At 56.4% G+C, this 12,719-nt stretch carries 13 protein-coding genes; 9 read left to right on the forward strand and 4 right to left on the reverse strand.

Annotated elements, in window-relative coordinates:
* Positions 1-9: 9 nt before the first annotated feature.
* On the reverse strand, positions 10-1,755 hold the full coding sequence (gene argS / locus ACR0B3_RS04400; RefSeq protein ID WP_480807990.1) for an arginine--tRNA ligase: 1,746 nt from the start codon (positions 1,753-1,755) through the stop codon (positions 10-12).
* Between the two features lie 130 nt (positions 1,756-1,885).
* On the opposite strand from argS, the gene ACR0B3_RS04405 reads away from it, so the two are divergent.
* Complete coding sequence (locus ACR0B3_RS04405) at positions 1,886-2,437, forward strand: putative pterin-binding protein (RefSeq protein ID WP_480807991.1); 552 nt, start codon at positions 1,886-1,888, stop codon at positions 2,435-2,437.
* 2 nt (positions 2,438-2,439) lie between these two features.
* Here the strand turns inward: ACR0B3_RS04405 and ACR0B3_RS04410 are convergent, their stop codons facing one another.
* Positions 2,440-3,576: a deoxyguanosinetriphosphate triphosphohydrolase gene (locus ACR0B3_RS04410; RefSeq protein WP_480807992.1), complete on the reverse strand. Its 1,137-nt coding sequence runs from the start codon at positions 3,574-3,576 to the stop codon at positions 2,440-2,442.
* 76 nt (positions 3,577-3,652) lie between these two features.
* Between ACR0B3_RS04410 and ACR0B3_RS04415 the strand changes: the two genes are divergently transcribed.
* Positions 3,653-3,976: a HesB/IscA family protein gene (locus ACR0B3_RS04415; RefSeq protein WP_170348987.1), complete on the forward strand. Its 324-nt coding sequence runs from the start codon at positions 3,653-3,655 to the stop codon at positions 3,974-3,976.
* A gap of 281 nt (positions 3,977-4,257) precedes the next feature.
* Positions 4,258-5,037 (forward strand): exodeoxyribonuclease III, encoded by a 780-nt coding sequence (gene xth, locus ACR0B3_RS04420; RefSeq protein WP_480807993.1) that lies wholly within the window; start codon positions 4,258-4,260, stop codon positions 5,035-5,037.
* Positions 5,038-5,041: 4 nt separating this feature from the next.
* Here the strand turns inward: xth and ACR0B3_RS04425 are convergent, their stop codons facing one another.
* The gene (locus ACR0B3_RS04425) at positions 5,042-6,193 is read right to left on the reverse strand and encodes an FAD-dependent monooxygenase (protein WP_480807994.1); all 1,152 of its coding nucleotides are present in this window, start codon (positions 6,191-6,193) and stop codon (positions 5,042-5,044) included.
* Positions 6,194-6,264: 71 nt separating this feature from the next.
* Positions 6,265-6,687 carry an RNA polymerase-binding protein DksA gene (gene dksA / locus ACR0B3_RS04430; protein ID WP_039537084.1) on the reverse strand — a complete coding sequence of 141 codons (423 nt, stop codon included), beginning with the start codon at positions 6,685-6,687 and terminating at the stop codon, positions 6,265-6,267.
* Positions 6,688-7,062: 375 nt separating this feature from the next.
* Here dksA and ACR0B3_RS04435 point away from each other — a divergent pair, with 375 nt between their 5' ends.
* The 6 genes from ACR0B3_RS04435 to ACR0B3_RS04460 form a co-directional block, all read left to right on the forward strand.
* Positions 7,063-7,908, forward strand: a complete 846-nt coding sequence (locus ACR0B3_RS04435) for an AAA family ATPase (RefSeq protein ID WP_170718544.1) — start codon at positions 7,063-7,065, stop codon at positions 7,906-7,908.
* Between the two features lie 89 nt (positions 7,909-7,997).
* Complete coding sequence (locus ACR0B3_RS04440) at positions 7,998-8,447, forward strand: GNAT family N-acetyltransferase (RefSeq protein ID WP_170718541.1); 450 nt, start codon at positions 7,998-8,000, stop codon at positions 8,445-8,447.
* On the forward strand, positions 8,444-9,808 hold the full coding sequence (locus tag ACR0B3_RS04445) for a DUF2927 domain-containing protein (protein ID WP_480807995.1): 1,365 nt from the start codon (positions 8,444-8,446) through the stop codon (positions 9,806-9,808). The genes ACR0B3_RS04440 and ACR0B3_RS04445 overlap by 4 nt, the downstream gene beginning before the upstream one ends.
* Before the next feature lie 6 nt (positions 9,809-9,814).
* Positions 9,815-9,982 (forward strand): hypothetical protein, encoded by a 168-nt coding sequence (locus tag ACR0B3_RS04450; protein ID WP_170746954.1) that lies wholly within the window; start codon positions 9,815-9,817, stop codon positions 9,980-9,982.
* Positions 9,983-9,986: 4 nt separating this feature from the next.
* Positions 9,987-11,171 carry a vWA domain-containing protein gene (locus tag ACR0B3_RS04455; protein ID WP_480807996.1) on the forward strand — a complete coding sequence of 395 codons (1,185 nt, stop codon included), beginning with the start codon at positions 9,987-9,989 and terminating at the stop codon, positions 11,169-11,171.
* Positions 11,172-11,371: 200 nt separating this feature from the next.
* On the forward strand, positions 11,372-12,719 hold a 1,348-nt coding region (locus ACR0B3_RS04460), incomplete at its 3' end, for a hypothetical protein (protein WP_480807997.1).

A 12,719-nucleotide genomic window follows, 5' to 3' on the forward strand; every position in this document is an offset into this window, starting at 1 on the left:
CGATATTTGTTACCGCATCTCCTGCGCCGGGGTAACGCCAAGAATACCCAAGCCCGCTGAAATCACAACAGAAACAGCCCGGGCCAGTGCGATTTTCGATTGGCTTGTGGCAACATCGCCATCCTGGATAAAGCGCAACTGGGTTTCGTCATTGCCCTTATTCCAAAGCGCGTGAAAATCTCCTGCCAATTCATAGAGATAGAAGGCGACTCGGTGAGGCTCATTCGTCCGCGCAGCGATCTCAACCAGACGTGGCCATTCTGCCAGTTTCTTGGCGACTGTCAGTTCCGAGGCGTGGTCGTTCTTGCCAAGATCTGCCGCGGCCAACGTTGCATCATCCGCTGCAATCCCGGCTTCAGCAGCGCGGCGCAGGACGCTCATGACGCGGGCATGGGCGTATTGCACGTAGAACACCGGGTTCTCACGGCTTTGTTCCAGCACTTTATCGAAATCGAAATCCAGCGGCGCGTCGTTCTTACGGGTCAGCATCACAAAACGGGTTACATCCGGCCCGACCTGATCGACCACATCGCGCAGGGTGACAAAGTTCCCTGCCCGCTTGGACATCTTGAACGGCTCACCATTCTTCCACAGCTTCACCAACTGGGTCAGTTTAATGTCCAGCGGCACTTTGCCATCGGACAGCGCCGACACCGCCGCCTTCATCCGTTTGACGTAACCGCCATGGTCTGCACCGAACACATCGATCAGCGCATCAAAGCCGCGGGTCACCTTGTCATAGTGATAAGCGATATCGGGGGCGAAATAGGTCCAGCTGCCATCCGATTTCTTCACCGGACGGTCAACATCGTCCCCATGCTCGGTCGACTTGAACAGGGTCTGCTCGCGCGGCTCCCAATCCTCGGGCTTTTTGCCTTTCGGCGGTTCCAACACCCCTTCATAGATCAGGCCCTTGTCGGTCAAAGACTGAAGTGCCGCCTCGATCCGGCCTGTGCCGTAGAGCGATTTCTCCGAGAAGAACACGTCCATCTCGACGCCCAGCGCCTTCAGATCGGCCCGGATCAGGTCCATCATCGCGTCCGTTGAGAACTCGCGCAGCTCTTCCAGCCACTCAGCCTCGGGCTTGTCGATCAGGCTGTCGCCATATTTCTCTTTGATCGCCTCACCAATCGGGATCAGATAGTCACCTGGATAGAGGCCTTCGGCAATCTCGGGGCTCAGCCCATTGGCCTCACGATAGCGTTCGTAGGCCGACCGGGCCAGCACATCCACCTGCGCACCGCCATCGTTGATATAGTATTCACGGGTCACGTCGTGGCCCGAATAGGCCAGCAGGCTTGCCAAAGCATCGCCAAACACTGCGCCCCGCGTGTGACCCACATGCAGCGGGCCTGTCGGGTTGGCCGAGACATACTCAACATTCACCTTTTGCCCCTGCCCCATGGTCGACCGGCCATAATCGGTGCCCTTCTCCAACACCGCTGCCATTACGCCCTGCCAAACCGGCAAAGCCAGCCGCAGGTTCAGGAAACCCGGCCCCGCCACCTCGGCGCTGGTGATCCGGTCATCCGCCGCCAACTTTCCGGCAAGCACATCCGCGATGTCGCGCGGCTTCATCTTGGCCGGTTTCGCCAGCACCATCGCCGCGTTTGTCGCCATGTCACCATGTGCGGCATCGCGCGGCGGTTCGACCGCGACGTTGTCAAAGCTCAGCCCCTCAGGCAGAGCGCCTTCGGACTGCATCTGTGCCAGCGCGTCCAGTACGAGGCCACGGATCTCGGAAAACAGGTTCATTTCGGATGTCCTTTTGCTTGCCCGGCGGTTTACCACGCAAAGCGCCAAGGTCAATGGACGCCTAAAGTTTGCACTTGGTTTACGCGCGCATCCGGATACTGTCGCCATACTGATCTACCGGAGTCCCCCTATGCGCCTTGCCCTGCCTTTTGTCCTGTGTCTGACCACCGCTTCTTCACTCTGGGCGGATATGCCCGCGCCTGTCGGGCATGTGCTGGTAACTCTCGGCGGTGCAGTGACCGAGACCAACCTTCCTGCGCGTGGCGAGAATGATGGCGGGCTTTTGGGCTACCTTGAGATCGAACATAGCGGCGCCGCGGGATTCGACGCCACAATGCTGGATGCAATGGAGCAAATCGAGATCACGATCCCTTATGGCCCCGAGGGTAACCAGCGAGACATTCGATTTTCGGGCCCGCGCCTGTCAGCTGTCATGCAGATGACTGGTGCTGAGGGTAAGACCGCCAAGCCCATGGCGATGGATGGATATCAGGCAGAAATCCCGTGGCAAAGCATCACCGCACATCAGCCGATCATCGCAACCCATGCAGATGGCGCCCCGATGGGGATCGGTGGATATGGCCCCACTATGATCGTTTTCCCGCCCACCGATGACCCCGAACTTGCTCAAGAACAGTCCGGTCAACAGGTCTGGGCCATCGCCTATATCGCGATCGAATGATCTCAGGTCAGCCGCGCATGATCCTGTAACGCGAACCGATCGGTCATCCCGGCAATATAGTCCGACACGATACGTGCCAAGGCGGTTTCACTGTCTGCAGCCTCAATATCCGAGTGCCACCGTTTTGGCATTTGCTTTGGGTCAGACAGATAAATCGGGAACAAGTCTTCGACCACCTTACTGACCTCGGTACGCACTTTCATCACACTGGGCGCGCGGTACATTTGGTTGAAAAGAAACGCCCTGATATCCCTGAGCTGCGCCCAGAGTTCAGCCGAGAACTGTACCACCGGATATCCAAGATGGCGAATATCCTCGACCGACTGTGCCCCAGAATGCGTGATCAAACTGCGCGATGTGTCGATGACATCTGAAACCATCACTCCAAACACGCGCCTTAGCGCCTCATGCCTGCGGCGATAGAAATCAATGTCCAGATACTTACGATCCACTTCTGCATAGCAGTCACCCACAATGGGCAACCGCTGTATTTCATCATCGGTGAAAAGACCCGCGCGCAGTCCATCCAACAAATCATGATTGTTATAGGCGATGTCATCCGACAATGCCGCTACCTGCGCTTCGGCGCTGGCGTGGGTATGAAGCTCAAGATCGAAACCGGCGTTGCATTCAGCCAAGGCCCACGGGAGTTCACCCTTTACCGGCCCGTTGTGCTTGGCGATGCCTTCGAGACATTCCCAGGTCAGGTTGCAGCCATCAAACTCGGCATAATGACGTTCGAGCTTGGTCACGATCCGGATCGCCTGAGCATTGTGGTCAAACCCACCATAGGGCTTCATCAATGCGTGCAGGGCATCTTCGCCCGTATGTCCAAACGGTGTATGACCAAGGTCATGTGCCAGCGCAACGGCCTCGGTCAACTCGGCATTCAGACCCAAAGCACCAGCGATCGTACGTGCCACCTGCGCCACTTCAATCGAATGCGTCAGACGGGTTCGATAACTATCGCCCTCATGCTCCACAAACACTTGGGTTTTGTGTTTGAGCCGCCGAAACGCGCTGGCGTGAATGATCCTGTCCCGGTCGCGCTGAAAGCATGATCGGAAACTGCTCTCCTCCTCTGGCACCAGCCGCCCCCGTGCGCGGCTTGGATCCGAGGCAAAACCCGCTCTGTCCAAAGGTCTTGTCCTTGTCGCCTGTCTTCAGGTTTCATATATTGTACGATGCTAAGGAAATAAACCTTTGGAGATTGGCATGAATCTGCCCCCAACAGTCACAGAACGCGCCTTTGATCGTCTGGCCGAAATAGGCGCCGCTGATCAGGGGCAAGCCCTGAGGGTTGCGGTGGAAGGCGGCGGATGTTCCGGATTTCAATACGAAATCGCGCTGGATGAGCCGAAAGACGATGATTTGGTTTTGGAAGGCAAAGGCCAGAAAGTCATTGTCGATTCAATTTCATTGCCGTTTCTGGAAAACGCGGTGATTGATTTCACGCAGGAACTGATCGGTGCACGTTTTGTGATCGAAAATCCCAACGCCACATCTTCTTGCGGATGCGGCACCTCATTTTCGATGTAATTCTAGTGGGGGCTTTGCCCCCACTCCCCCAGGATATTTTTTGGCCAGATGAAGAGGGATCCGCTCTCTGATCACATAAATCAGAGAGCTTCACCTGGCGCGGTCATCGGCGTCCCCGCCTGTACCGCTCAATCAATTTCACCGTTTTTGGTTAACGATCCGATTCTTCATCTGGCCAAAAATATCCCGGAGCGCGAGGCAGAGCCTCGCTAACATGTCCAGCAGCTTGCCGTCGCGTGTATTCTGCGCGATAGGTTGCCATAGGCACCGGAGGATCGCGCATGAAAATCGCCACGTTCAACATTAACGGGATCAAGGCTCGGGCCGAGGCGCTGCCGCGCTGGTTGGATGAGGCACAACCAGATGTCGTGATGCTTCAGGAAATCAAATCCATCGATGAAAACTTCCCGCGCGAGATGTTTGAAGAGCGCGGGTATAATGTAGAAACCCACGGGCAAAAAAGCTTCAACGGCGTCGCGATCCTCTCAAAACTGCCGCTTGAAGATGTATCTCGTGGGCTACCCGGTGACGACAGTGATGAGCAGGCGCGCTGGATCGAGGCGACTGTCATTGGGAAGAAGGCACTGCGCATCTGCGGTCTGTACCTGCCCAACGGTAATCCGGTGCCGGGGCCGAAATATGACTACAAGCTTGCCTGGATGGAGCGTCTATATGATCGGGCACGTGATCTGATGGCTTCGGAAGAACCTGCGCTTATGGCCGGGGATTACAATATCATTCCGCAAGCTGAGGATGCAAAGCGGCCTGACGCGTGGCGCGAGGACGCGCTGTTTCGACCAGAGAGCCGCGCGGCATTTCGGAAAATCCTGAATCTCGGGTTCACCGAAGCGTTCCGCGCCTGCACGCAAGGACCCGGGAATTATTCATTTTGGGATTACCAAGCCGGGGCCTGGAACAAGAATGACGGTATTCGCATCGACCACTTTCTGCTGACCCCTCAAGCAGCTGATCTGATGCGGGATTGTCGCATCGATTCCGAGATCCGTGGACATGAAAAACCATCAGACCATGTGCCGGTCTGGGTTGACCTTGATCTGTGAGGCCTCAGGCCGTCACGTCGTAACCATAGATCCACTGATACTTACGCGCCAATCGCGGGCCGATCGCCATCAATGCAGCCTGCGCAGCCAAACGCATAGGCCCGCGCAGGTGGAAGTTGCGGGCATTGGCTCCGGCGGCAGCAACAACCTTCCGGGTACGAGGCTTGCGGCGCGTTTCAAAAGCGGCAAGCGCTTGCTGGATACCGGACTGCTCATCGAAGGACCGAGCTAACATCCACGCGTCTTCCAGCGCGAGGCATGCCCCTTGCGCCATAAACGGCAACGTCGGATGGGCCGCATCCCCCAGCAAAGCAACACGCCCGTTTTGCCAACTGTCCGCGACAGGCCTCAGGAACAATGCCCAGACATGTGTTTCCTGAACTTGCCCGAGAATGTCCCCAACCAGCCCGCCAAAATCTGAAAATCGCGCTCGTAATTCATTGGGGTCGCCGCGCCGTTGCCAGCCTTCTTCCTGCCAATCAGACCGCTCTTCGATCGCAACAACGTTCATCATCGTATGGTCGCGCAATGGATATGTTACGACGTGCCGTCCTGGCCCCATAGTCAGAACCGCACATGGCTTTTGATCTTGGCGCGCCCAGGGGATCGTAGCCCGCCAGGCAACCTGATGCGTGAACTCTGGCGTTTCGGGACCGCTGAGACTGCTGCGGATTTCGCTTCGCCCGCCATCTGCGGCAATTACGCAATCGACGCGGGTTCTGACTCCGTCATTCAGGACAATCTCGGCTTCGGGCGGGTGTTTTCTTACTTGTGCAACTCGCGTACCCAATCGAAACTCGACACCCTCACGTAGCGCTGCTTTGTGCAGCAATCCCAGTAAATCGGCACGATGATAATAATAGGTCGGTCCAGCAGACGGAGCCGGTATCTCGCTGACAGACCTGCCTGCCCGATAATCGCGTAGTAGCGTTCCGTAGGAGCGCAAACCCGCTTGCGGCGTTTCGTCCACAACGTTCAGAGCGCGCAGCACAACCATTCCGTTTTCGCTGATCTGCAGGCCAGCGCCGACTTCGGTAAGTTCTTTTGCCTGCTCAAAAACAGTTACTTCGGCCCCACGCCGCCGCAATGCCAGCGCTGACGCGATGCCGCCGATGCCCCCACCAATGACGCCGAATTTAAGACCGTTGATCTTCATGGCTCAGCCATAACGCAAAAACGCCGAGGCGACAGGCCCCGGCGTTTATGTTTTTCCAATCAATCCAGCGATCAATCGTCGCGGTGGACCTTTTCGCGGCGCTCGTGACGCTCTTGCGCCTCCAACGTCATCGTCGCGATAGGGCGCGCATCCAGACGCTTGAGCGAGATCGGATCACCGGTTTTCTCGCAATACCCGTATTCGCCCTCGTCAATCCGGCGCAGGGCCGAGTCGATCTTTGCCACCAGCTTGCGCTGACGATCCCGGGTGCGCAGTTCCAACGCGCGGTCGGTCTCTTCGCTTGCGCGGTCGGCGACATCGGGAATGTTACGGGTGTTGTCTTGCAGACCTTCGATCGTATCACGGCTGCCTGCGAGTAATTCTGTCTTCCAATCCATCAGCTTGCGACGAAAATATTCAAGCTGACGATCATTCATGAAAGGTTCATCTTCGGCCGGGCGATAATCTTCCGGCAGAAAAACTTCCTGCTTCATATTTGCTCCCTCGGTATGGCCTGAAACGTCGGTCGCTGTAGTATTACCTGACATTCGGCACCCCCTTCTGCGGAGCGTTTATCTGACGGCGCTAAGATTGTCACTACACAAACGTGTCGCCCGCCGCCGCGTCACTCCGCCTGCTCTAACATTGAGACTTATAACAACAAAACCTTGTTTTTCTGTGGTTAACTCAAGGCGATTTTCAGGCACGTTCAACCCATAAGGTATTCTGACCTAAGCGAATCGCCCGAATGGACCAGACACTGGCATGAATTCTCTGCTTTGCGACACTGCGGTCCGGCTTGTAAAAAATGTTGCCGCTCTGTAACCCGAGCAATGCAAGCCCAGCCCGAACATCACATGAGGGGTCCCATGACCGCACGTTTTCAAGGCACCGCAGAGTATGTTGCCACTGACGATCTGAATATTGCCGTGAACGCCGCCGTCACGCTGGAACGCCCGCTGCTGGTCAAGGGAGAGCCCGGAACAGGCAAAACCGAGCTTGCAAAACAGGTCGCAGGCGCGTTGGGACTGACAATGATCGAGTGGAATGTGAAATCGACTACTCGCGCGCAGCAGGGCCTGTATGAATACGACGCCGTCAGCCGCCTGCGTGACAGTCAGCTGGGTGATGAGCGCGTGCACGACGTGTCTAACTATATCCGCAAGGGCAAGCTGTGGCAGGCGTTTGACGCGGATGAAAAGGTCGTTCTGCTAATCGATGAAATCGACAAGGCGGATATCGAGTTTCCCAACGACCTGTTGCAGGAACTCGATAAGATGGAGTTCCATGTCTATGAGACCGGCGAAACCATCCGTGCCAAACACCGCCCTATCGTGATCATCACGTCAAACAACGAAAAAGAACTGCCCGACGCGTTCTTGCGCCGTTGTTTCTTCCACTATATCCGCTTTCCGGATGAGGCCACGATGCGTCGCATCGTCGAAGTGCATCATCCCGGCATCAAGGACGCCTTGCTGACCACCGCGCTGACCCAGTTCTATGAAATCCGCGAAACGCAGGGGTTGAAGAAAAAGCCTTCGACCTCTGAGGTGCTGGACTGGTTGAAACTGCTTTTGGCCGAGGATCTGAGCGCCGAGGACCTCAAGCGCGATGGGGCCAATGCCTTGCCGAAATTGCACGGCGCGCTGCTCAAAAATGAGCAGGACGTGCATCTGTTTGAGCGTTTGGCCTTTATGGCGCGCAGTAAGCGCTGATCACTGCTTGCCATCGCATCGAACGGGTGTCAGCATTGCGTCAATGAAAGCCCCGCATCAATCGGGCAACAAGAGCAGGAAACCACCACATGACGACCGCCCCAGCGATACGCCCTTTGCGCCCAGACGACTGGGATCAATGGGCCGAAATGTGGTGCGATTATCTGGCATTTTATGAAACTGAGGTGCCGGATTCGACCTTCGAGAGTACCTTTGCGCGCCTCTTAGGTGATGATCCGAATGACTTTTCTTGCTTTGTGGCTGAAACAGAAGACCGCCTGATCGGGCTGACGCATTATCTGTTTCACCGCCACGCTTGGAAGGTTGAGAGGGTCTGTTATCTGCAAGATCTCTATGCCCGTCCTGACGCACGTGGGACCGGCGTTGGCCGTGCTCTGATTCAGGCAGTCTATGACGAAGCGGACCGACAAGAGGCCCCTTCGGTCTATTGGTTGACACAGGAAAACAACCATACCGCGCGCAAACTTTATGATCGCATCGGCAAGTTGTCGCCATTCCTGAAGTATCAGCGCCCATGATGCGTTTGGGGGCAGCCATTGCGCTGGCGGCTTTGTCCGCCTGCACCACCGTTGACCGGGTCGAGGTTCCGACCCGAACCAAGATGATCGAAGCTTCTCTGCCCCCCTCCAAGACCTTCGGAGCCGCCCGTCCTAGCCCGCCTGCCCGCTCTAACAAGAACATCGCGGCAGATTTTCTGTCGCTGCATTTCGCGCTGGAGAGCGGCGCGGAACTGCCGGTCTTCACCCGGTTTGACGAACCGATCACGGTGCGTCTGACCGGAACGCCCCCTCCAACGATGCAGACCGACCTCAGCCGATTGCTGACCCGGCTGCAACGCGAGGCGCGGATCGATATACGGCAAGTTCCGGAAGGTCAGGCGAATATCACCATCGAGGCCGTCAGCCAAAAGCAAATCCGCCGTATCCTGCCACAAGCAGCCTGTTTCGTGGTGCCAAACTCTTCCAGCCTGGAAGAATATCGTCGCGACCGGCGTAAAAACAAAAGCAACTGGACCGAGTTGCGCAGCCGCGAACGCATCGGAATTTTCATCCCCTACGACGCCAGCCCGCAGGAAATCCGCGATTGTCTGCACGAAGAATTGGCACAGGCGCTGGGGCCGCTGAACGACCTCTACCGCCTGCCGGATTCAGTTTTCAATGACGACAATTTTCACACGGTTCTGACCGGGTTCGACATGTTGATCCTGCGCACGGCGTATGCCCCCGAGTTGCAGAACGGCATGACCCGCGAACAGGTCGCGGCTGTTCTGCCCGGTGTACTCAGCCGTCTGAACCCGCGCGGCGATCGGGTTGCACCGGAACCGGTATCCGAGACGCCACGCGCGTGGATCAACGCAGTTCAGCGGGCGCTGGGGGCAGGCGCGGGATCGGCCAAGCGTCTCAACGCTGCAAAAGAGGCTGCTCGGATCGGGCAACAACAAGGCTGGACAGACCATCGCCGCGCGTATCCGCATTACCTTATGGGTCGGATGGGACAGTTCGACGACCCCGAAGCGGCGCAACGACAATATGACATCGCCATGCAATACCTAAGGGCCACTCCAGGAACCGAGGTGCAGCGTGCGCATATCACAGCGCAGACCGCCGCGTTTGCGTTGGCGCAGGGTCAGGGCTCGGACGCGTTGCCCGAGTTGAACAATGCAATTGATGTCATGACCCGATCCGAGAATGCGGCCTTGCTCGCGACCTTGCTGTTGCTGAAATCCGAAGCCCTGCGTCAGTCAGGCCAAATCGATCAGGCACGCAGCGTTCGTCTGGACAGTATCGGATGGGCGCGTTACGGCTTTGGCTCGGATTTGGTGGCGCGCTCGGTAACTCAGGATATCGCGCAATCCACCGCCACAAACACGGGCGGATAAAGACTTATGGTAGTGGTTTTGGGCATGGCTCTTCTGGGCGCTCTGCTGGGCGTCAGGACGGCGCGCAAACGTAACGGCAGCGGTGCGGATATGGCGCAATACGCGGCCGGTTACGGGATTGCTTTCGCGCTGGTCGGGCTCGTGATCTCACTGGTCTTGGTCCGACTGGTTTAGCGCGATGTTCCTGCCCTTTTTTGAGAACCTTCGAAAAGCTGGTATTCCTGTTTCCTTACGCGAATATCTGACTTTTCTAGAGGGGATGAAGAAGGGCCTCGCCACTTACGATGTCGAAGCGTTCTACTATCTCGCCCGCGTTTCGATGGTGAAAGACGAACGCAACATCGACAAGTTCGATCGCGCCTTTGCCGCCAGTTTCGAAGGATTGGGCGAGATCAGTTTCGATCAGGTGCTCGAGGCTGTCGACATCCCGGCCGAATGGTTGGCAAAGATGGCTGAAAATCATCTCTCGGATGAAGAAAAGGCCGAGATCGAAGCGCTGGGCGGGTTCGACAAGTTGATGGACACGCTGCGCGAACGGCTCAAGGATCAGCAAGGCCGTCATCAGGGTGGCAACAAATGGATCGGAACCGCCGGGACCTCTCCCTTCGGGGCTTATGGCTACAATCCCGAAGGCGCGCGCATCGGTCAGAAGGAAAGCCGCCACCAGCGCGCCGTCAAAGTCTGGGATAAGCGCGAATTCAAGAATCTCGACGATACGGTTGAACTCGGCACTCGCAATATCAAGGTCGCGCTGAAACGCCTGCGCCGCTGGGCGCGCGAAGGTGCGGCGGAAGAGTTGGACCTGGATGGCACAATCCGCGCCACGGCCGAGCATGGCTATCTTGACGTCAAAACCCGCCCCGAGCGGCATAACGCTGTCAAGGTGCTGTTGTTTCTGGATGTCGGCGGCTCGATGGACCCGCACATAAAAGTAGTGGAAGAACTGTTCTCTGCCGCGCGGACCGAGTTCAAACATCTGGAATATTATTACTTCCACAATTGCCTGTACGAGGGCGTTTGGCGCGACAACCGCCGCCGCTGGGATCAGCAAACGCCCACACATGAGGTACTGCGCACATACGGGCCGGACTACAAATGTATCTTCGTCGGCGACGCTTCGATGAGCCCGTACGAGATCGCCTATCCCGGTGGCGCAAATGAGCATTGGAACTCTGAATCCGGTCAGGTGTGGTTAGATCGTGCAAGAGAGCAATGGACGTCAAATTTGTGGATCAACCCAGTACCCGAGAAGTATTGGGAATATACCCATTCGATCGGAATGATCCGCGAGATATTCGAAGATCGCATGGTGTCGATGACCTTGGCCGGGCTGGAACAAGGGATGCGGGAACTGACGCGGTAAGGGTCGAATGAACTCTGGCCACGCCAATATTTGGAAACAATCAGCCAAACATGCAGCGGCAAGCGCCTTAAATTCACCCAACAGGAAACAATCCCTGCAAATTTCCCCGCCTCTCTCGAATTCATGATATACAACGAGTGAGTTGAGGCTGGGGGGCTGAGATGACCAATTCTAAAATTCGCAGTATTCTGACATCCGTTTTGATCGTTACGGCGCTGGTGGTGGCATCGGGCGCCACCGCAACTTTGGTACTCGCCCCTGATGCGGCGTATGCCAAGAACGACAAAAGTAATGGGAATGGAAAGGGTCGCGGCGGAGGCAAGGGTAGTTCTGGAAAAGGCAACGACGGCAACAAAGGCAATGGAAAGTCCGGAAAAGGCAGCGACGGCGACAAAGGCAGCGACAAAGGGAAATACGGCAAAGGTCAGGGTGCCAAGAGCGCTAGCAAAGATTTCGGCAAGGCCAAGTCCAAAGCACGACGTGCGGAGAAAGCATTCGGGTTTAACAAGAAACAAAAGCCAAAGTCCCACCGGTCGACCAATACCTCGGGTAAAAACAAGGGGCGGAAAGGCAAAGTCCAAAGGACCACACTTGCGGGCATTGGAAGAGAATTCAAACGCGATGTCGAGCAGCTATTTGGCAAACGTTCACGGGTAAAAACAAAGGCCAGCGCGAACCGGGTAACGAAAACCTACCGCAAGGCTTCGGTTGCTCCGGTTGAATATTCCCCACGACCCGTTGCTCGCACAGATTACAATAAGAAGCGCTATGACGATAAGAAGCCTGGCAAGCGTCGCTACCGCGACCCGCTTGTAGCGGCAATCACCGATCCCTATGGCTCGGATAAACTGCGTAACCTGAATGCGTCCAAGGCAGCGGCACCGGCGTTCCGCAATGCTTCACCCAACAGTAATGTCGGCAAAATAGCGAACTATCAGGCTGCGGCAGAAGCTTATTATGATTTGCGCGGAGACCTCTATGAGGCGCGCAGTGAACTGCGCGAGCTGAACGAGAGTTACGATGGCCGCAGTAGTGAAGACATTACTGACGATATCGCCGCGCTTGATCCCGCAGATCCGAATTATGATGACGATCTCAGCGCACTTGAGAATGAACTCAGGGACGCAGAAACCTATGAAGAAGCACGTGACGATTTGCGCGAAGAAGTAAGGGATCTGAGATACGAAACACGCGACGCTCTGCAGGATGCAGAATCCGCGTTCTTTGACGCGTCGAAAGGGCGGTCACTGACTAAGGGGACCCTAGGCGAATTCCACGGATATCTTGATCTTCCTCAGCCGAGCTACCGGAACAAGGACGGGGCGACGATACAGCCGGTGACTTACGATCTTGATGACTACGACTATTCGCTCGATAAAAAGAACTACCAAGAAACCAGCTTTCAGCTGCGTTATGACAGGCCATCTGTTGATCATACGAAAAAGCGCTACCGCTTTTACCGCGACCCGCTTGTAGCGGCAATCACCGATCCCTATGGCTCGGATAAACTGCGTAACCTGAATGCGTCCAAGGCAGCGGCACCGGCGT

This window comes from Ruegeria sp. CE9 (assembly GCF_056537425.1).